Source organism: Asanoa siamensis (genome assembly GCF_016862555.1).
Taxonomy (GTDB): Bacteria; Actinomycetota; Actinomycetes; order Mycobacteriales; family Micromonosporaceae; genus Asanoa; species Asanoa siamensis.
The window spans coordinates 1-18,572 of the sequence record NZ_BONE01000121.1; the positions used below are offsets into that span (position 1 = coordinate 1).

Here is an 18,572-nt window from a genome sequence, read left to right on the forward strand (position 1 = left end):
AGGCAGGCTGTCGCCCAGTCGTTTTCGGCGGTGAGCTTTGCGGCCGCGTCGACGTAACGGAGGGCGTCGGGCAGGGCGGCTGCTACGGCGAGCTCTGCTGCGGCGGCGAATGAGAAGACCCGGTAGCGGGGTCCGCCGGTCCGATCCGCGAAAGTTGCTTCGACGATGGTGGGCGCGTCGGTCATGTCGCCGGTGTGTACCGCCATGCGTGCGTCGGCGAACAGGGCCGATCCTGCGGTGCGGAGGCGGAAGATGTTCTGTGGTCCGGCAAGTTCCGTCATCCTGTTGCGCCAACGCCGGTAGCCGTCGTGGTCTTCGTTGAGGCCGTGCGCGAGGGCTGCGGTGGCCGCGGCGAACCAGAGCCAGCCGGCGGGCGCCCGGCCGCTGGCTTGCCAGGCGTGCCACATGGCGTCGGCGTGGTGCACGGCTTCGTTGAAGTCGCCGGTGAGCACCAGCGGCGGCACGAGCATGCTGGCCAGAGACAGTCGTTCGGCGGCTATCGGGTCTGCGGCGGCGGTCCGGGCGATCTCTATGGCGGCCGGGAAGTCGCCGGCGACCGTGGCGTAAAGGGCCGTCATGTGGTGGATGGAGTTGACGGTCGCACCGGCGCGGGGATCGTCGCGATCGAGTTCGTACAGCAGCGGCAGTCCAGTGCGGGCAAGCCGGTATGCCTGCCGCAGCTCGCCCTGTCGCTCGTACACGGAGGTCATGGTGTCGATGGCGCCCCAGAGGATCTCCGGGTCCCCCGCGTCCCTCGCCGCGGCAAGCGCTCTCTCGGCCAGTGCCGGATTGGGTGTGGGTGGCCCCTGCAGCCACGCGGCGGTAATGCTCGTCGCGGCCGTGGTGAGTGGGTCGCCGGCGTTCGCGACCGCCTCCTGCTGTAAGTCACGGAGCCGCTCGTCGGAGATCGAGACGGCGAACCGTGCACGGAATCGGCATCCGAGGTCGACAGCTCGGGCCAGCATGGTGGCCCGGGTGCTGCTGTCGCCAGCCTGGGCGGCCTTCTCAGCGGCCGCCAGCAGCAGCTCGAACGCCAGGTCCGCCCGATAGTTGACTGCCGCGCAGTCGGCGGCCGCACGAAGGTCCGCAGCCGCGTCGGCGGGTGTGGTGGCGAGTACGGCGGCTTCGCGGTAGCGGCCGATCGCCTCCTGCCTGAGCCCACGGGCGTAGACGAGCCGGCCGAGACTTCGGGCTAGCTGGTGCGCGGTGTGTTCGGGGCTGGGCGGCACTTCCCGCAGGGCGGCCCGCAGATCGTCGACGACCGCATCGAACTCGTCGCGCCAGGCGCCGCGCAGGCGCTTCTCGAGAGCAGTGGCGGCGGTCTGTGCCCACCGAAGGTGCCTACGGCGCACAGCGGCCTGCTCACCGGCAGCAGCCAACTGCTGGCGTCCATAGGCGCGAACCGTGTCGAGCAGGCGCCACCGGGCGGCCTGTGGCACGTAAACCACCAGGTTCTTGTCCACCAAGTGGCCCAGCAAGTCCGCGACGGTCGTGGCGTCACCTGCCTCGGCTACGGCGGTGGCGGCCGGCAGGTCGAACGGGCTGTCGAAGATCGCGAGCCGACGGAACACCTCCCGCTCCACCGCAGGGAGCAGGTGGTGGCTCCAATCGATGACCGTGCGCAGCGAACGGTGGCGCGGGTCGGGATTGCGCGCGCCGGCCAGGACTCGTAGGACGTCGTCGAGCGCGGTCAGCAGGCCTTGGGCACCGAGCGCGGGTGCGCGGGCGGCGGCCAGTTCGATGGCCAGCGGCATCCCGTCCAAGCGGGCGCAGATCCGTACAATCGTGGCGGGCTCGGCGCTGAACCTCGGATCCACTGCGGCGGCGCGATCCCGGAAGAGTGTCGTGGCGTCGTCCTGCACGTCCAGCGGGTCGACCGGCACGATGTGTTCGCCGGGTAGCCGTAGGCGTTCGCGACTGGTTGCCAGGACCACCGTGCCGGGGCAGTCCACGAGCAGCCGGGCGACCAGCTCGGCGACCGCGTCGAGCAGGTGCTCGCAGCTGTCCAGCACCAGCAGGGCCGGCCGATCGCCCAAAGAGTCGGTGATGGCATCCACCAGCGGCTGCTGGGGTTGCGGCGAGACGCCCAAGACGGCTGCCACGGCCGGCGCTACGGCGCCACGTACGGACGTGAGGTCAACGAACCCACCACGGTTGTCGAACATGGGCGAAACGACCTCGGCGACCTCTGTCGCCAGCCGAGTCTTACCCACGCCGCCTGGCCCGAGCAAAGTGACCAGGGGACCGCGCTGGATGGCTGCGCCAACCGAGTGCTGCTCCCCGACGCGGCCGACGAAGCTTGTGAGCGGGGTCGGCAGGCCGGTCAGGCGCCTCCGGGTCTCGGCCGGGTGCTGGCGGGCGAGGTTGGCCAGCTGCTTGCGATCGGTTACGCCGTGCTTGCGCAGCAACGCCGCGACGTGGCTTTCGACCGTACGTACCGAGATATGGAGTTTAGTCGCTATCTGTGCATTTGCTAGATGATCCGCGAGTAGCTCGAGGACCTCCGCTTCCCTTTTGGTGACCGGTGCTGTCATCATCGCCTTCCATAATTTTCAGGCCTGACTGCCTGCGGCAAGCCTCCTCGTGGCCGACTTTCACACCGGTGACACTCGTGGTCCGGATGGTTGAGGATGCCATCCTTTCGTGTTCCGTTCGAAACGATCTCCACGTGCACACCGGTTGAGGGCGGCATCATCGTGACCGCAAGCCGGAATTCCGGTCTCACCGGCCGTGCGGCGGCTGAGGGCTCCATGAGGTGGGGGTCGCGCGAGAGGACCACTCGCGGGCGAAGGCCATCGCGACGGTCGTCAGGGCGCAGGCGCAGCCGATGAGGAAGAGGAGCGAGAACGTCGGTTGGCCCAGCCACTCCCACAGCGGATGCGCCGACGGGTGGGGTTCGCTGAAATGGTGAGCCGTCGCCGTCGGGAATGACAGCAGGGTCGGGCCCCACCAGCAGACCAGGGCGACGCCCAGCAGGATCTTGCTGCGTCGGTCGCCGGCGCGGCGGGCCACCCAGGCGAAGAGCAGGTACGCCGCCGCCGCGCCCAGGAGGCCGCCGGCCACCGCGGCCGGGTAGACCGGCCACGGGGCCGTGCGGGTGAAGGTGGCCGCCAGCGATGTGGTGTTGCCCGTGTAGGTCGGGAAGACCTCCATCGTGAAGGCCGTGTCGCCGCGGCGGGCCTGGATGGTCGTCGAGGTGGGGATCGTCGTCGGGTCGCAGGGTGGGCCCGCGCACGAGTAGACCTCGCGGACCAGGTCCGGGTAGAGCTTCCAGCCCCGCGCCGCCAGGTTGTGCCGGACCGTCTCGACCGTGCGTGCCGGCGCCAGTGCGGGCGGGCCGTTGACCGAGCCACCGACGCCCGCCGGGCCGTACTCGCCCCCGTCCCCGAGCAGCAGCCAGCCCGCCATGTCCAGGGTCAGCGGCTGGCCGTACACGACGAACAGCGCCGGAGCGGACGTGGCGTCCGTGAACTCCTGCTCCGGCAGGATCTCCGCCAGCAGCGCCCGGGTCTGCGCCGGCGCCGGCAGCGGGCGGGCCGTCTCCCACGCCGCGCGCGTCGCGAACGCCGCACTGAACAACCCCACCATCACCGCCGTGAGCACGGCCCACGTGACACCTCTGCGCGACACGCGCACACCTTAGCGAGCCCGCTGTTTACCTGCCCGCATCCCGGGTAGCCCGCCCCGGTCGAGCAGTGCCGAACGAAAGGGCTCGTCTGATGGAAGCTCGCAAGGTCAAGGACGCCGTGGAGGCCGCGGCCGCCAAGGTGGCGGAGGTGTTCACCGACAAGGTGCCGGGCGCGCCCAGCAGCGTGCCGCCGCCGGTCGACGAACCCACCACGCCGCGGGATCCCCTGCCGCCCAAGAGCGAGCACGGCACGCCCGAGAACCGCACGCCGACCGGCGCGGAGAACGGCGCCCCGCCCACGGTCAACGCCCAGCACGGCGAATACCTCACCACCGCGCAGGGCGCCCGGCTGCGCGACACCGATCACTCGCTCAAGGCCGGCCCGCGCGGGCCGACGCTGCTGCAGGACCACCACTTCCGCGAGAAGATCACGCATTTCGACCACGAGCGGATCCCCGAGCGCGTCGTGCACGCGCGGGGCGCGGGGGCGCACGGCGTGTTCACCGGGTACGGCAGCGCCACCGACGTCACCCGGGCCGGCTTCCTGCGCCAGGGCAAGGAGACGCCGGTCTTCGTGCGGTTCTCCACCGTGCTCGGCTCCCGCGGCTCGGCCGACACCGTCCGGGACACCCGCGGCTTCGCCACGAAGTTCTACACCGACGAAGGTACGTTCGACCTGGTCGGCAACAACATCCCGGTGTTCTTCATCCAGGACGCGATCAAGTTCCCGGACATCATCCACGCCGGTAAGCCCCACCCCGACCGGGAGATCCCGCAGGCGCAGAGCGCGCACGACACGTTCTGGGACTTCGTGTCGCTGCACACCGAGGCCCAGCATCACACGATGTGGAACATGTCCGATCGCGGCATCCCCCGCTCGTACCGGACCATGGAGGGCTTCGGCGTCCACACCTTCCGGCTCGTCAACGAAGCGGGCGAAACCACGCTCGCCAAGTTCCACTGGAAGCCCAAGCTCGGCGTGCACTCCCTGACTTGGGAGGAGGCGCAGCTCGCCAGCGGCGTCGACCCGGACTTCCACCGCCGCGACCTGTACGACGCGATCGAGGCGGGCGCGTTCCCCGAGTGGGAGCTCGGACTGCAGCTCTTCCCGGACACGCCGGACGAGACGTTCGCCGGGATCGACCTGCTCGACCCGACCAAGATCGTGCCCGAGGAGCTGGCGCCGGTGCAGGCGGTCGGCAAGCTGGTGCTCAACCGCGTGCCGAGCAACTTCTTCGCCGAGACCGAGCAGGTCGCGTTCCACCTGGGCCACCTGCCGCCCGGCATCGACGTGACCAACGACCCGCTGCTGCAGGGCCGGCTGTTCTCCTACCTGGACACGCAGCTGACCCGGCTGGCCGGGCCCAACTTCCACCAGATCCCGATCAACCGCCCGCACGCGCCGGTCAACGACATGCTCCGCGACGGCTTCCACCAGCAGGCGGTGCACGCGGGCGTCGCGCCGTACCGGCCGAACTCGCTCGACGGCGGCAACCCGTTCCCGGGCGGCGACGACGCGTTCCTCGACCTGCCGGTCACCGTCGCCGAGGCGCCGAAGGTGCGCGCCAACCCGGTGTCGTTCGACGACCACTACAGCCAGGTGCGGCTGTTCTGGCAGAGCATGTCGCCGGTCGAGAAGGAGCACATCGTCCGGGCGTACGCGTTCGAGCTGGGCAAGTGCTACGAGCAGGCGATCAAGGAGCGCCAGCTGCGCTGCCTCGCCAACATCGACCCGGTGCTCTGCGCGCAGGTCGCCACCAGCCTCGGCCTGCCCGCCCCGGAGCCCACGGTGCCGCTGGCCACGGTCGAGCCCAGCCCGGCGCTCTCGCAGGTGGGCCAGGAGTGGCCGCCGGACGGCCGGGTCATCGGCATCGTCGTCGACGCGGACGCGGACCTGAGCGGGGTCGCCACCGTCCGCCGGGACGTGTTCGCCGCCGGCATGGTGCCCCTGCTGATCGGGCCGCACGGCGGCATGGTCGGCGACCTGCCCGTCCAGCGCACGTTCGCGACCGCCCGCTCGGTCGAGTTCGACGCGCTGCTGCTCGCGACGGCCCCGGCCCCCGCGCCGGACGCCATCCCGGCCCGCGACGACAAGGCGGGCGCGCCCGTCGCGGTCGACGTGGACCCGCGGGTGCAACTGCTCGTCGACGAGTGCTGGCGGCACGCCAAGGCGATCGGCGCCTTCGGCGGCGGCAGCGACGTGCTGGAGGGCGCCGGGCTGACCGGGATGCCGGGCGTCGTCACCGCCGACTCGGCGACCGCCGCCCTGACCGGCGTGTCGACGCTGCTCGCGAGCCACCGCGTCTGGGAGCGGTTCCCCGCCACGCTCTCCTGACCCCCCAAGCCGGCCGGGGCGGCAACCGAAGCCGCCCCGGCCGGGCTAGGCTCGTCGGCGGTGAAGGACCGGTACCGCAACCTCGCGCGCATCCGCTCGCTCGACCCGAGCCGCGACCACGTCGCCATCTATCAGACGACGGTCCGCTACGAGTTCCCCTGGGACATGCGGATGGGGCTCAACCTCGCGTTCATCCGGACGTTCTCGATGCCGGAGGTCGCCGCGATCCTGGTCGGCACCGGCGAGCTGACCGACCGCACGCAACGCCGGCTCGACGACACGGGCCTGCTGATGTACGAGATCGTGCTGCACGGCTTCGACCACGAGCGCGGCCGGGCGGCGATCCGCCGGATCAACCAGTTGCACCGCCCGTACCGCGACGTGCCCGCCGACGAGTTCCGCTACGTGCTGGCCTGCCTGATGGTCGTCCCGATGCGCTGGCTCGACCGCTACGGCTGGCGCCGGCCGTGCTGCCACGAGCGGGAGGCGAGCTACCGGTTCTACCGGGAGCTGGGCGAGCGGATGAACATCCCCGACATTCCCGGCTCACTCCCGGAGCTGGAGCGCTGGTTCGACGCGTACGACCGTGCGCACCTGCGCCCCGACCCCCACGCGGCGGCCATCGAGCGCGCGACCCGGATGCGGATGCTGGCCCGGCTCCCCCGCGCCCTCGCCCCGCTCGGCGACCCGCTCGTCGGCGCCCTCTACGACGCGCCCCTGCGCGCCGCCACGGGCGTACCCGCGCCGGTCCGGCCCGTCAGCGCCGCCCTGCACCTGGTCATGCGGGGTCGGGCGCTGGCGACCCGGCATCTCGCCCGGCCGCGCGAGGTCGGCCTGTTCGAGGACGGCATCGTCACGCGGTCACACCCGCACGGGTACGAGATCAGCCGGCTCGGACCGCCCTGACGGCCCGCTAGCCTTCGATCGTCCGTTGCCCCAGGTCGGCGAGCATCGCGGCGACGTCCCGGGTCCGGGCGTGCACGCGGCGCTGCCAGTCGGCACCCGTGCCCCGCTCGCGCAGCGCGTCCAGCCCCTGGAGGGCCGGCGTGAGGTCGCCGTGCCGGTCCAGTGCCGGGCGCACCGTGGCGACGAGCTCGTCCACGAGCTCGAAGGCCGGCCGGCTCCCGCCGGTGCGCGGGTCGGTCAGGGTGCCCGTGAGGCCCGTGTGGGCGGCGTTCCAGTGCGCGGCCCGCACCAGCTCGCCGCGGGCGCGCGGCGCCGGCCGGCCCGCGGCGATGTCGTCGATCGCGGTGGCGACCAGCGCGCGGACGAGACCGGCGACCAGCACCGCGTCGTCGATCGTGAGGCAGACGTCGGTGACCCGCACCTCGACGGTCGGGTAGCGCGCGGACGGCCGGGCGTGCCAGAGCACCATCGTCTCGTCGAGCATCACGCCGGAGGCGACCAGCGCCCGCACCGTGCGGTCGTAGTCCTCGGTGGACGCGAACCAGGGCGTCGGCCCGAGACTCGGCCAGCGGTCGAGCTGCATCGCGCGCCAGCTCGCGTGCCCGGTGTCGGCGCCCGCGTGCAGCGGCGAGTTGACCGCGATCGCCTGCACCACCGGCAGCCACACCCGCAGGTGGTTGCCGACCTGGATCGCCACGTCACGGTCCGGGACGCCGACGTGGACGTGGCAGCCGCAGACGGCGGGGTGCGCGACGACCGGGCCGTAGTGGTCGACGATCCGGCGGAACCGGGGATCGTCGGAGACCGTGCGGTCCGGGTCCGCGATCGGGGTCGCGCCGACCGCCACCAACCGGGCGCCGGCGGTGGCCGCGGCCTTGGCGGCGGCGACGCGCAGGGTGAACAGGCTCTGCCGCACCTCGGCGAGCGTCCGGCACACCGGGGTGACCATCTCCACCATGCTGCGCCGGAACTCCCGCCGGCTCTGGCCCGCGACCTCCTCGGGCAGGGCCGCGTAGACCTCGTCGGCCACCGGGACGTTGTGGCCGGTGACCGGATCGAGGAGCAGGTACTCCTCCTCGACGCCCAGGGTCGGCACCATGTGCTCAGCCCGCCCGGACGGCGGTGAGCACGACGACGGCGATCCGCTCGGCGTGGGCGTACGCGGGGCCGTCGAGCTCCTCGCTGTAGACGTCCGGGTCGACCTCGCGGTAGGCCCAGTCCAGGTCGGTGCCCGCCAGCGTGGCCGCGGCGGCCTCCCGGAACAGGTCCCGGCCGTCGACCACACCGGTCCCCGCGAACAGCACCAGGGAGCCGCCCGGCGCGAGGCGCCGCGTGGCCGCGTCGAGGATCGCGATCGGCAGCTCGTGCCCCTGCGGTCCGCCGTGCCGGTACGCCCGCCCCGCCGGGTCGATCATGAACGGCGGGTTGGAGATGATCAGGTCGAGATCACCCGGTACGCCGTCGAGCAGGTCACTGTGCCGCACCCGCAGGCCGTCCGCGCCGGCCAGCGCCGCGTTGACCCGCGCGTACCGCAGGGCCGTGGGGTTGATGTCGACGGCCATGACCTCCGCGCCAGGCAGGCGCTTGGCCACCGCGACGGCACCCGCACCCGTGCCGCAGCCGATGTCGACGGCCCGCCGCACGGGCCGGCGCCGCGCCACGACGTGGGCGATCGCCGCGTCCGCCATCCGGTAGGTGTCGGGACCCAGGAAGACCGCGTCGGCGGCGTCGGTCGGGAACGCCGAGTGGACGAACTGCTCATCGTCGTACGACGAGAACCGGACCAGGCTGCGCCAGCCGGCGCCGTGCGGGACGCGGACGCCCGCGGCGTCCATCGCCGCGACCGTCGATGGTGGCAGCACGTCCTCGGTGAAGGGCCGGCTCCAGCCGAACACACCCCGCGGGTCGGTCGCCCACGCGTTCGCGGGCCGGCGGTTGACCCGCTCGTGCGTGGCCGGAGTGACGGTAGTGAACCGGTAGCCGGCTGCCCGCAGCGCCGCGCCGAGATCGCAGAGGGCCGCGTCCGCCCCGGTCAGCGCGGCATCGGCGGTCCGCGCGCGATCGGTCATGGTCATGTTCCGCGAATGCCCGCTTCCTACCGGTTCAACCACGCACCGGCTCGCGGTCACCCAGCCGGCGACCGGCGCGGCTCTGCCGGTACGCCGTGGCCCGCCACCGCCACAGGAGCCCGTCGGCGACGACGCCGGGGACCGAGGTCATCAGGGGGTCGAAGGCGAGTCGCGCGTCGGCTTCCGCCGGCAGCGGCTCGCCCAGGTCGATCCGCCCCGCGACGCGCCACGGGCCGAGGCGGGTGGCCGTGGCCACCAGGAACCGGGCCGGCGCGGACGCCGGGAGGACGCCCAGCAGCCGCCGCCCGTCCCGCGTCCGGTAGCTGGCGATCGAGGTGTAGGTGGTGGGGACGGCCCGCCTGAGGAAAGGGATCTGGCGTGCCAGCGGTGCCCGGCCGAGTGAGGTCGAGACCAGCAGGTCCAGGTCCGGGACGCGCACCGCGACGCCGAGCACGTCCGGCCAGCCGCGGGGCAGGCCGGCCCCGCGGGACAGCCGGACCAGGGCCGGGTGCGTGCCGGGCCGGTCGAAGAGCGCGAACCCCGAGCCGGCGGTGCCGGTGCAGGTGAGGGTGGCCTCGAACGTGCGACCCACGGTGTGGACCGCACGTCCGTGGCGGAGGCGGGCGAGCGCGCGGAACACCACGCTCAGTCCGGGGGCTCCCGGTCGGCGGCGGTCGGTGACGCGGAGCGGTCCCGCGCGTTCTCGACGCCGTCCTGGGCTCCGGTCGGGTCGACCTCGCCGTCGTAGGTGTAGACGGCCTTGTCGTCGAGCCGGCGCATCGTCGGGATGTAGCGGTGCACCTTCCCGTCGATCTCGAGCTCGATCAGGCCGGCGCCTTCGGAGGCGAACTCCGTGCCGTCGCGGGGGCCGCCCTGCAGGAGGGCGTCGCTGGTGGTCATGGCGGGCCGGTACCCCGTGCCCACCGCGTCAAACCGGGGTGGCTACTCCTCCGGGACGCGCGGGCCGACCTCGCCGCGCTTCAGGTGCTCCTCGTTGCGGTCGGCCTCCTCCTGGGCGTGCTCCACCGCCTTGCCGGGGTCGGTGGTCCGCCGCCCTTCGGCGTCCTCGAAGATCTGACCGGTCTCACGCGCGTCTTGCTCCGGTGTCGATGTCACGGCATCGATGTACCCGACCGTGAACCCGGCAAACAGCGAGGGCGTGTAACGGAAACGGGGTCCGGAACGCTGGAGACCTCGGCGGGGTGGCGCGGTGATGGAGGAGCAGGGATGCGTACGGGGATGCGACGGGCCGCGTTCGGGGTCGTCGCGATGGCACTGGTCGGTGCGTTCGGGCTGACGTCGTGCGCGGATCCGGCCAGGACCGACACGGTGGCCGCCGGATCGGCTCCGGCGGAGACCGAGGTGACCGAGGCCGCCGGTCCGGTCGACGCGATGGGCACGGCGGGGCCGACGGCGACACCGTCGGGGAGACCGTCCGCGAAGCCGACGGTCGCGCCGTCGAAGCCGCCGGGCACGAAGGCCGCGGCGCCGGCGGACAACCTCGCGTCGCGGTTGCGCACCATCCCGGCGAGCACGCGCCAGGTCGTCGTCGTCCACAGCGACGGCTTCGGGACGAGTGTCGCCTCCCTCGAGACGTTCGAGAAGACCGGCGGCGTCTGGCGGCCGAAGTTCGGCGTGATGAACGCGCGGATCGGCAGCAAGGGCTTCAGCGACAACCACGTGGAGGGCGTCGCCACGACGCCGACGGGCGTCTACAGCTTCGGCTCCACGATGTACGGCGTGAGCCCCGATCCGGGCCTGAAGTACGCCTACCACCGCCTCGTGGCCGACGACTGGTGGAACGAGAACCCGGACACACCGGGATACAACAGCTTCTTCCACGGTGCGGATCCGGGTGGTTTCAGCGAGGCGCTGTGGCAGGAGGTGCCGCAGTACAACTACTTCGCGGTCATCAACTACAACATCCCGGTACGCACGGCCACGCCGGCCCGCGGCAGCGGCATCTTCCTGCACGTGGCGGGCAGCGGCGCCACCGCCGGCTGCGTCTCGCTGACGCAGGCGAACCTGCTGCGGGTGCTGGAGTGGCTGGACCCGGCGGCCGCCCCGCGGATCGTGCTGGCGCCCCGCGCGAACCTCGGCCGCTACTGACGCGCCACCGCCGGGGCCGGCTCGGGTTCGGGGCGCACCAGCGTCGCCGGACCCCGGCCGGCCAACACGCGGAAGCTCAGGCCGGCCACGACACAGCCGACCCCCTGCACCGTGAGCAGCGTCAGCACGTCGACGCGGTCGCCGAGGACGCCGGCGATCCCGGCACCGAGCACGGAGGCGACCGACGCGCCGAGCCAGATGGCCGAGAACGCCCGGCCGCGCAACCGGTCCGGGGTCTCGATCTGGAAGAGGGTCCAGACGGCGCCGACGTGGACGCCGACCGGGACACCGACGAGCACGAACAGCGCGATCACCGGCCAGAGCGTCGTGTCCCAGCGCGGGTAGTTGAAGATGACGACGTCGACGAGCCCGAAGACGGTCCAGGAGGCGGTGATCAGCGGCACCGGGCGGAACCGCGCGGTGAGCCGGGTCGCCAGCAGGCTGCCGACGATGCCGCCGACGGCCTGGGCCGACATCAGCCAGCCCAGCTCCCGGCCGCCGGCGTGCAGCGCGTCGGTGACGTAGACGGCGAACAGTGTGCCCATCATGCCCTCGCCCACCGACGAGACGCCGAGGACGACGAAGATCGCCCGGACGATCCTGTTGTGGGCCACGGCGCGCAGGCCCTCGACCAGCTCACGCCGGAGGTTCCGATCAGCCGCGGCCGCCGCGGCCCGGTGCCGCCCGCGGATCAGGGCGCAGAGCAGCGCGGCGACGGCGAACGTGGCCGCGTCCAGGGCGGCCGCGCCGCCCAGCCCACCCGCGACGGCGACCACCCCGCCGAGCGCCGGGCCGACCAGCCGGGCCACGTTGTTGTTGAGCGTGTTCAGCGCGTTCGCGGCGGGCAGGTGGGCCGCGTCGACGAGGTCCGGCAGCAGCGCGTTCTCCGCGGGCTGGAAGAACTGGGCGAGCACCTGCGTCGCGAACGCGACCGCCACCACGATCCAGACCTGGTCGGCGGTACGCACCAGCAGCAGCGGCAGGAGCACGACGACCTGCAGGACGTTGGCCGTCACGACGACCCGGCGGCGGTCCCAGCGGTCCACGTAGACCCCGGCGACCGCGCCGGCCGTGATCGTGCCCAGCAGGCCGGCGACCACGACGGCGGAGACCGCGGCGGGTGAGCCGGTCAGCTCCAGCACCGCCAACGGCAGCGCGACGCTGAGCACCCAGTTGCCCGTGAGCGAGATCAGGCCGGCGGTGAACAGCAGCGCGAAGTCGCGCTGTCGCAACGGCGCGAGGTCCATCCGCCGACTGTTCCAGGTCTCCTCAGGTCAGGTCGACCCGCAGCACGGTGGCCGTGACCCGGGTGCGGTCGTCGTAGCCGCCCGTCACCAGCACCGAGCCGTCCGGCAGCGCCGCCATCGCCGGGTACTGCCGCTCGACCGTGCCGCGGACCACCGGCCGGAAGCCGCCCTCGGCGTACACCTCGACACCGAAACCGCCCGCGACCGCGACCCGGCCGTCCGGCAGGGTGACCACCGCGTCGGAGATCTTGTAGCGGGGTTCCGCCATGGCCGGTCCCTCGTGGAACCGCCCGTCGGCGTAGACCAGCGTCGTCGCCAGCCGCGCGTCGGGGTCGTCGGCCGTCTGCCCACCCACCACCAGCGCCCGGCCGTCGGGCAGCGGCGCGACCGCCAGCTTGTAGGCGGGCACCGGCAGCCGGCCCGGCACCCGCTCCCAGACGTCCCGCGCCGGGTCGTAGAGCAGGGCGGTGTCGAGCAGCGCCATGCCGTGGGGCGTGGCCGCCTGCCCGCCGACCACCAGCACCCGCCCGTCGGCGAGCAGCGCCGCACCGTGCCGCGAGCGTGGTCCCGGCATGGGCGCCACGGCGCGGAACGCGTCGCCGTCGAAGACCTCGGCCGTCGCCAGCGCGGACCGCCCGGACACGCCGCCGACCAGCAGGACCCGCCCGTCGCGCAGCCGGGTCGCCGTGTGGTTGCCGCGCCGGGCCGTCATCGCCCCGACCGGCGCGAAGCGGTCACCGGTGAACACCTCCGCGGTGCCGTTCGGCGCCGACCGCTCGTCCGGGAAGCCGCCCGCGACCAGGACCCGGCCGTCGCCCAGCGCGGTCGCGGTGTGGTTGAACCGCGGGCCTGACAGCGGCGGGCCGGCGGTGAACCCGCCGCCGGCGTAGATCTCGGACGCGACCGCGAGGTCCGTGCCGCCGCAGCCGTCGGTGGCACAACCGCCGACCACGACTACCCGGCCGTCCGGCAGCGGCGTGGCGGTGTGCGCGGCCCGGGCGACCCGCATCACGTCCCCCGGAGGTGCCGGTGGTGCGGGTTCGGGGGCGGGTGGGTTGCCGGCACAGCCGGCCAGCACGACGAGCAGCAGCGGGAGCGTGAGACGCCTCATACCCGCACGAGTCCTCAGCGAGTTCCCAGGTTCACACCGGGCGGCGCACAGCCAGTTTCCACCCGCCCGCGCTACCTTCGCGCTCATGGACGAGAACCGCGCCCGCCGGGTGGTCGACGCGCTGCGCGATCGGGGTGTCCCGGCGCACGTCGCGCAGGCCAGCGCCGGCCGCTCACAGACCGGCATCCGGGTCGTGCTGCCCGGTGACCGCGAGGCGTTCTGGGACACCGACGGCACCGCCGGGCTCGAGGCGCAGGTGATGCGCGACGGCATGCTGGTGGGCTTCGTGCCCGTGATCCCCGGCTCCGAGGACTTCACCGAGGCGCAGGTCGTCGACGCGATCGCGAACACCGACTACGACCAGCCGGTCGCCCGCCGGGCCGCCCGCCCGGTGCCGCCGGCGCCCTCGTTGCCGCGGGACGGCGGCTTCTTCCGCCGGATGCGGGAGGGCTTCCGCGAGAGCTGATATTCGCGGGCGGGCGGACAGGGTGCGCTGGCAGACTTGTCCGCCATGAGCAGCCGGCCCCAGGGGAGCGCGCGTCGGGAGACACCGCGCCGCATGATCGCGACCAACAAGCGGGCCCGGCACGAGTACGAGATCCTCAAGACCTACGAGGCGGGTCTCGTGCTGCGTGGCACCGAGGTGAAGGCCCTGCGGCTCGGGCGCGCGTCGCTGGTCGGCGCGTTCGCGCAGGAGCTCGAGGGCGAGTTGCACCTCTACGGGCTGCACATCGCCGAGTACGCGGTGCGCGGCTGGTCCGACCACGGGCCGCGCCGCACGCGCAAGCTCCTGCTGCACCGCGCCGAGATCAACCGCATCCTCGCCAAGATCCGGGAGCCGGGGGTGACCCTGGTCCCGCTCGCGCTCTACTTCGAGAACGGTTGGGCCAAGGTGGAGCTCGGCATCGCCCGGGGCCTCCGGGAATATGACAAACGCCAGGTCCTGGCCGCGCGCGACGCCAACCGGGAGATCGCCCGCGAGGTCGGGCGCCGACTGAAGGGCCGGCGCGCCGGGCGTGACCTACGCTGACCGGATGACCGAGGACCAGTCCGACCAGGGCACCGTGATCTACGTCCGGGGGGACGTCGACCTCGACTCGCATCTCGAGGTCGAGCACGCGATCATCGCCGCGATCGAGACCGGCGCGGATCCCGTGGTCGTCGACCTCTCCGAGGTGCCGTTCCTCGACTCCAGCGGGGTCCGGGCGCTGCTGCAGGCCCGCACGGTCGCCCTGCGCCAGGAGGTCCGCCTCGTCGTCCGGGATCCACAGCCGATCGTCGCCCAGGTGCTGCGGCTGACCAACGTGGCGCCCCTGTTCGGCCTGCCGACCGGATGACCACGCCGGACGCGTGGCGCGCGGTGCTCGAGACGCTGGTCGAGACCGGCCACCTCGTCGGCCCCGCCGATCTCGGCCGGACGGTGACGGAGGCGGTCGCGCCGACCGGTGCCGAGGCCGTGCTCTACCTCGTCGACTACGAGCAGCGCACGCTGCGACCCATGCCGCCCGCGACGGGTGAGCCGGAGCCGGTCGACGGCAGCGCGGCCGGCCGGGCGTTCGCCGTCGGGCGCACCGTCGCCGGCCCGCCCGCCTGGGTGCCGGTCGTCAACGGCACCGAGCGCCTCGGTGTGCTGCGGGTCGTGCCGCCGCCCGGCGCCGACCCGTATCCCACACTGGCCGGTGCCCGCCTCGTCGCCGGCATGGCCGGCCACCTGATCACGGCCAAGAACCTCTACGGCGACGACCTGCAGCGGATCCGCCGGTCGCGGCCGATGACGCCGGCGGCCGACCTGCTCTGGAAGCTGCTGCCGCCGCTGACCTTCGCGAGCCGGCAACTCGTGGTCACGGCGGTGCTGGAGCCGTGCTACGAGGTCGGCGGCGACGCGTTCGACTACGCGGTCGACGGTGACGTCGCCCGCCTGGCGATCTACGACGCGGTCGGCAAGGGCATGCGGGCGGCGCTGGCCACCGCGGCGACCCTGGGCGCGGTCCGGGCCGGGCGCGTCGGCGGGGCCGGCCTCGCCGAGGGCGCGGCGGCCGCCGACCGGGTGCTGGTCGACGAGTTCCGCGACTCGCGCTTCGTCACCGCCGTGCTGGCCGAACTGTCCCTCTCGGACGGACGGCTGCGCTACGTCAACGCCGGCCACCCTCCGCCGGTGCTGCTGCGGGCCGGGCGGGCGGTCCGGACGCTGGACGGCGGCGGCCGCACGCCGCTCGGCGTGCTGGCGGGCGACACCCCGGTCGCGGAGGCCGTCTTCGAGCCCGGCGACCGGCTGCTGCTCTACACCGACGGTGTGACCGAGGCCCGCGACCCGTTCGGCGCGCAGTTCGGGCTCGACCGGCTGGTCGCGCTGGCGGAGAGCGTGGCCGCCGAGGACCTGCCGGCGGCCGAGACGCTGCGCCGGATGTCGCACGCGGTGATCGACCACCAGGCCGGATCGCCCCGCGACGACGCGACGCTGGTGATGGTCGAGTGGTCGCCGGCGGCCGCCGCGCGCGCCGTGCCCTAGGACCCAGGACACATTGCTCCCACAGACAGGTCTGTCTAGTGTTGGCCTCGAACTAGACAGACAGGTCTATCCAAGGGAGCGCCCGTGAGCCCGACCACCGTCGCCGCCGAACGGTCGGCTGACACCACCGGCCTCCGCGGTCGCTTCCGCCTCGGGCGTACCAGCTCACTGGTCCTGCTCGCGTCGATCGTCGTCTCCCTGCTGGCCGCCTCCAGCGCGCCGACCCCGCTCTACGCCACGTACCAGGCGGAATGGCACTTCTCCCCCATGACCACGACGGTCGTCTTCGGCGTGTACGCGGTCGCGGTGCTCCTCTCGCTGCTGGTCTTCGGCCGCCTCTCCGACCACGTCGGCCGGCGCCCGGTCCTCTTCGTCGCCCTGCTCGTCCAGGCCGCCGCGCTGGTGGTGTTCGCCTTCGCGGGCGGCGTGCCGACCCTGCTCGCCGCCCGGGTCGTCCAGGGCCTGGCCACCGGCGCGGCGCTGGCCGCCCTCGGCGCCGGCATGCTCGACATCGACCGCGTCCGCGGCACGACCGCCAACGCCGTCGCGCCCGGCATCGGCACCGGCGGCGGCGCCCTGCTCTCGGCCCTGGTCGTGCAGTTCCTCCCGGCCCCGACCCACCTGATCTACCTCGTCCTGCTCGGCGTCCTGGCGGTCCAGGCGGTCGGCGTGGTCCTGATGCCGGAGACCGTCACGCGCGCTCGCGGCGCCCGGCGCTCGCTGATCCCGGAGATCAAGCTGCCCCGCGCCGTCCGCGGCCCGGTGGCGATCGCGGCGCCGGTGCTGTTCGCCGTCTGGGCGCTGGCCGGCTTCTACGCGTCGCTCGGCCCGGCGCTGGTGCGCAACCTCGCCGGCTCGTCGTCGGCGGTCTACGGCGGCCTCGGCCTGTTCGTGCTCGCCGCCGTCGCGGCGCTGACGGTGCTGGCGGTCGACAAGCGCCCGCCGCACGTGGCGCTCACGGTCGGCATCGTCGCCCTGATCATCGGCGTGGCCGGCTCGCTGGCCGCGATCTCGGCCGGCTCCACCGTGGCGTTCCTGATCGCGACGGGCGTCGCCGGCATCGGCTTCGGCAGCGGCTTCCAGGGCGCGATCCGGATCGTGGTGCCCCTGGTCGCCGCACACGAGCGGGCCGGCGTGCTCGCGCTGCTCTACGTCGTCTCGTACCTCGGCCTGGGTGTGCCCGCGGTGATCGCCGGCTACCTGGTCGTGCACGCGGGCGGCCTGCTGGACACGGCCCGCGAGTACGGTGTCGCCGTGATCGTGCTGGCCGCGCTCGCCGGCGTGGGCCTGCTGCGCCGGCACACGCCCCGGATGCGACCGGCGGCGTGACTACGATGGACGGCGGACGGAAGGCGGTGGACGAGATGACGGCGGTCCGCACCGCACGGCCCTCGGCGCGGGAGCGCCTGCTCGCCGCGGCCGACGAGTTGTTCTACCGCGAGGGCGTCCACGTCGTCGGCATCGACCGGGTGATCGAGCACGCCGGCGTCGCGAAGGCCTCGCTCTACAACACGTTCGGGAGCAAGGACGAGTTGATCCGGGCCTACCTCGAAGGGCGGCACGCGGCGACCGAGAAGCGCCTCACCGACGGCCTGGTCGCCTACGCCACCCCGCGGGAGAAGATCCTGGGCATCTTCGAGATCCAGGGGGCCCGCTTCCTCAACCCGGAGTCGCGGGGTTGCCCGTTCATCTCGGCCACGGCCGAGGCGATGCCGGGTGCCGCGTCCCTGGCCGCCGCCGACGCCTACCGGGTGTGGGTGCGCGGGCTCTTCGCCGACCTGGCTCGCGAGGCCGGCGCCACCGATCCGGAGGCGTTGGCACAGCAACTGCACATCGTGTACGACGGCATCGCGGTCAAGATGCGCATGGACGGCGACCCGGCCGGCGACCTCGCCGCGGGCCGCGCCATGGCGGCGATGCTGCTCGACGCGGCGCTGGCCTAAGGCGTGCCGGTCCAGCGCAGCCAGGTGTAGGGCCGGGGCTGCGGGGCGTTCCACTGCCGCTGCAACTCGGGCGCGACGTCGGCGAACCCGGCTCCCCGGTAGGTCGCGAGCGCGGCCGCGTTGTCGGGCCGCACCCGCAGGAAGACGTCGTCGAACCCCGCCCGGGCGGCCAGTGCCCTGGTCAGCGCCCGGCCGACACCCCGGCCCCGCTCGCCCGGGTCGACCAGCACCCGGGCGATCTCGGCCTCGTCGTCCTCGTCGTCGGACCAGACCTCGCCGTACGCGACGACGCGGGAGCCGTCGAGCAGCAGGTAGGCGGCGACGTCGTCCTCCCGGGACCAGCCGGCGACCACATCGGCGGGAAACGGATGCTCGGCCCGCGAACACCATCTGTCGGCCTCGTCGGCGGACCGCACCCAGCCGGCGACGAGGGCGGCCCGCTCGGCGGTGAAGGGCACCAGTGTGAACGACATGATGCTGTAACAGCGTAGCCGAGCCGCCGGGCGACCCAGGTTGACGGCAACCCGACAGTGAGCGGGGATGCACGCGTCGTGACGGGATCCGCGGCGGTCCGGGCCGGAGAATGCGCCGATGGAACGAAAGATCGCCGTCCTCGCCGCCGTGCTCGTGCTCGCCGCCGGTGGCTGCTCGACCGCGGCCGAGGTCGCACCCGCCGCGACCGCTACCGCGCCGGCCGTCCCGCGGGAGATCCCAC

The 18,572-nt window shown here is 73.4% G+C and carries 19 protein-coding genes; 9 read left to right on the plus strand and 10 right to left on the minus strand.

The genetic code is table 11. The annotated features are described in order from the left end of the window. The coding region (locus tag Asi02nite_RS38435; protein ID WP_203718979.1) for an ATP-binding protein at positions 1 to 2,534 on the minus strand (2,534 nt) is incomplete at its 3' end. 187 nt (positions 2,535 to 2,721) lie between these two features. Then, positions 2,722 to 3,630, minus strand: a complete 909-nt coding sequence (locus Asi02nite_RS38440) for a hypothetical protein (RefSeq protein WP_203718980.1) — start codon at positions 3,628 to 3,630, stop codon at positions 2,722 to 2,724. 89 nt (positions 3,631 to 3,719) lie between these two features. Between Asi02nite_RS38440 and Asi02nite_RS38445 the strand changes: the two genes are divergently transcribed. Both Asi02nite_RS38445 and Asi02nite_RS38450 read left to right on the plus strand, forming a co-directional pair. Beyond that, positions 3,720 to 5,963, plus strand: coding sequence for a catalase (locus Asi02nite_RS38445; RefSeq protein ID WP_203718981.1), 2,244 nt, complete (start codon positions 3,720 to 3,722; stop codon positions 5,961 to 5,963). A gap of 60 nt (positions 5,964 to 6,023) precedes the next feature. Next, positions 6,024 to 6,869, plus strand: a complete 846-nt coding sequence (locus Asi02nite_RS38450; RefSeq protein ID WP_203718982.1) for an oxygenase MpaB family protein — start codon at positions 6,024 to 6,026, stop codon at positions 6,867 to 6,869. Positions 6,870 to 6,876: 7 nt separating this feature from the next. On the opposite strand, the gene Asi02nite_RS38455 is transcribed toward Asi02nite_RS38450, so the two are convergent. Genes Asi02nite_RS38455 through Asi02nite_RS38475 form a run of 5 tightly spaced genes read right to left on the minus strand, consistent with a single transcriptional unit; the run spans position 6,877 to position 10,054 of the window. Continuing rightward, complete coding sequence (locus Asi02nite_RS38455; RefSeq protein ID WP_203718983.1) at positions 6,877 to 7,968, minus strand: carboxylate-amine ligase; 1,092 nt, start codon at positions 7,966 to 7,968, stop codon at positions 6,877 to 6,879. 4 nt (positions 7,969 to 7,972) lie between these two features. Next, positions 7,973 to 8,938 carry a methyltransferase gene (locus Asi02nite_RS38460; RefSeq protein ID WP_203718984.1) on the minus strand — a complete coding sequence of 322 codons (966 nt, stop codon included), beginning with the start codon at positions 8,936 to 8,938 and terminating at the stop codon, positions 7,973 to 7,975. 34 nt (positions 8,939 to 8,972) lie between these two features. Then, the gene (locus Asi02nite_RS38465; protein ID WP_203718985.1) at positions 8,973 to 9,530 is read right to left on the minus strand and encodes a phosphodiesterase; all 558 of its coding nucleotides are present in this window, start codon (positions 9,528 to 9,530) and stop codon (positions 8,973 to 8,975) included. 53 nt (positions 9,531 to 9,583) lie between these two features. After that, positions 9,584 to 9,838, minus strand: a complete 255-nt coding sequence (locus Asi02nite_RS38470; RefSeq protein WP_203718986.1) for a hypothetical protein — start codon at positions 9,836 to 9,838, stop codon at positions 9,584 to 9,586. Positions 9,839 to 9,880: 42 nt separating this feature from the next. Continuing rightward, positions 9,881 to 10,054: a ribonuclease gene (locus tag Asi02nite_RS38475; protein ID WP_239127614.1), complete on the minus strand. Its 174-nt coding sequence runs from the start codon at positions 10,052 to 10,054 to the stop codon at positions 9,881 to 9,883. A 111-nt stretch (positions 10,055 to 10,165) separates the two neighbouring features. Here Asi02nite_RS38475 and Asi02nite_RS38480 point away from each other — a divergent pair, with 111 nt between their 5' ends. Next, on the plus strand, positions 10,166 to 11,047 hold the full coding sequence (locus tag Asi02nite_RS38480; RefSeq protein WP_239127615.1) for a L,D-transpeptidase family protein: 882 nt from the start codon (positions 10,166 to 10,168) through the stop codon (positions 11,045 to 11,047). On the opposite strand, the gene Asi02nite_RS38485 is transcribed toward Asi02nite_RS38480, so the two are convergent. Then, the gene (locus Asi02nite_RS38485) at positions 11,041 to 12,294 is read right to left on the minus strand and encodes an MFS transporter (protein ID WP_203718988.1); all 1,254 of its coding nucleotides are present in this window, start codon (positions 12,292 to 12,294) and stop codon (positions 11,041 to 11,043) included. The two genes, Asi02nite_RS38480 and Asi02nite_RS38485, sit on opposite strands and share 7 nt — an antisense overlap. Positions 12,295 to 12,316: 22 nt before the next feature. Continuing rightward, positions 12,317 to 13,405, minus strand: coding sequence for a Kelch repeat-containing protein (locus Asi02nite_RS38490; protein ID WP_203718989.1), 1,089 nt, complete (start codon positions 13,403 to 13,405; stop codon positions 12,317 to 12,319). 85 nt (positions 13,406 to 13,490) lie between these two features. On the opposite strand from Asi02nite_RS38490, the gene Asi02nite_RS38495 reads away from it, so the two are divergent. The 6 genes from Asi02nite_RS38495 (at position 13,491) to Asi02nite_RS42500 (ending at position 17,857) form a co-directional block, all read left to right on the plus strand. Next, on the plus strand, positions 13,491 to 13,871 hold the full coding sequence (locus tag Asi02nite_RS38495) for a hypothetical protein (RefSeq protein WP_203718990.1): 381 nt from the start codon (positions 13,491 to 13,493) through the stop codon (positions 13,869 to 13,871). 45 nt (positions 13,872 to 13,916) lie between these two features. Continuing rightward, the gene (gene smpB / locus Asi02nite_RS38500) at positions 13,917 to 14,435 is read left to right on the plus strand and encodes an SsrA-binding protein SmpB (RefSeq protein ID WP_203718991.1); all 519 of its coding nucleotides are present in this window, start codon (positions 13,917 to 13,919) and stop codon (positions 14,433 to 14,435) included. A gap of 4 nt (positions 14,436 to 14,439) precedes the next feature. Beyond that, positions 14,440 to 14,742 (plus strand): STAS domain-containing protein, encoded by a 303-nt coding sequence (locus tag Asi02nite_RS38505; protein ID WP_203718992.1) that lies wholly within the window; start codon positions 14,440 to 14,442, stop codon positions 14,740 to 14,742. After that, positions 14,739 to 15,914, plus strand: coding sequence for a PP2C family protein-serine/threonine phosphatase (locus Asi02nite_RS38510; RefSeq protein ID WP_203718993.1), 1,176 nt, complete (start codon positions 14,739 to 14,741; stop codon positions 15,912 to 15,914). Before Asi02nite_RS38505 ends, Asi02nite_RS38510 begins: the two co-directional genes overlap by 4 nt. Before the next feature lie 84 nt (positions 15,915 to 15,998). Then, positions 15,999 to 17,243, plus strand: a complete 1,245-nt coding sequence (locus tag Asi02nite_RS38515) for an MFS transporter (RefSeq protein ID WP_203718994.1) — start codon at positions 15,999 to 16,001, stop codon at positions 17,241 to 17,243. Positions 17,244 to 17,248: 5 nt separating this feature from the next. Beyond that, entirely contained in the window at positions 17,249 to 17,857 is a 609-nt protein-coding gene (locus Asi02nite_RS42500) for a TetR/AcrR family transcriptional regulator (RefSeq protein WP_203718995.1), read from the plus strand. Here Asi02nite_RS42500 and Asi02nite_RS38525 read toward each other — a convergent pair. After that, the gene (locus Asi02nite_RS38525; protein WP_203718996.1) at positions 17,854 to 18,330 is read right to left on the minus strand and encodes a GNAT family N-acetyltransferase; all 477 of its coding nucleotides are present in this window, start codon (positions 18,328 to 18,330) and stop codon (positions 17,854 to 17,856) included. The two genes, Asi02nite_RS42500 and Asi02nite_RS38525, sit on opposite strands and share 4 nt — an antisense overlap. Positions 18,331 to 18,572: the final 242 nt, after the last annotated feature.

Bases quoted from the DNA above. Each gene is read 5' to 3' on its own strand.
- Asi02nite_RS38445 (WP_203718981.1), top strand. From the start codon at position 3,720: ATGGAAGCTCGCAAGGTCAAGGACGCCGTGGAGGCCGCGGCCGCCAAG.
- Asi02nite_RS38455 (WP_203718983.1), bottom strand. From the start codon at position 7,968: ATGGTGCCGACCCTGGGCGTCGAGGAGGAGTACCTGCTCCTCGATCCG.
- Asi02nite_RS38460 (WP_203718984.1), bottom strand. From the start codon at position 8,938: ATGACCGATCGCGCGCGGACCGCCGATGCCGCGCTGACCGGGGCGGAC.
- Asi02nite_RS38470 (WP_203718986.1), bottom strand. From the start codon at position 9,838: ATGACCACCAGCGACGCCCTCCTGCAGGGCGGCCCCCGCGACGGCACG.
- Asi02nite_RS38480 (WP_239127615.1), top strand. From the start codon at position 10,166: ATGCGTACGGGGATGCGACGGGCCGCGTTCGGGGTCGTCGCGATGGCA.
- Asi02nite_RS38485 (WP_203718988.1), bottom strand. From the start codon at position 12,294: ATGGACCTCGCGCCGTTGCGACAGCGCGACTTCGCGCTGCTGTTCACC.
- Asi02nite_RS38490 (WP_203718989.1), bottom strand. From the start codon at position 13,405: ATGAGGCGTCTCACGCTCCCGCTGCTGCTCGTCGTGCTGGCCGGCTGT.
- Asi02nite_RS38495 (WP_203718990.1), top strand. From the start codon at position 13,491: ATGGACGAGAACCGCGCCCGCCGGGTGGTCGACGCGCTGCGCGATCGG.
- smpB (WP_203718991.1), top strand. From the start codon at position 13,917: ATGAGCAGCCGGCCCCAGGGGAGCGCGCGTCGGGAGACACCGCGCCGC.
- Asi02nite_RS38505 (WP_203718992.1), top strand. From the start codon at position 14,440: ATGACCGAGGACCAGTCCGACCAGGGCACCGTGATCTACGTCCGGGGG.
- Asi02nite_RS38510 (WP_203718993.1), top strand. From the start codon at position 14,739: ATGACCACGCCGGACGCGTGGCGCGCGGTGCTCGAGACGCTGGTCGAG.
- Asi02nite_RS42500 (WP_203718995.1), top strand. From the start codon at position 17,249: ATGGACGGCGGACGGAAGGCGGTGGACGAGATGACGGCGGTCCGCACC.
- Asi02nite_RS38525 (WP_203718996.1), bottom strand. From the start codon at position 18,330: ATGTCGTTCACACTGGTGCCCTTCACCGCCGAGCGGGCCGCCCTCGTC.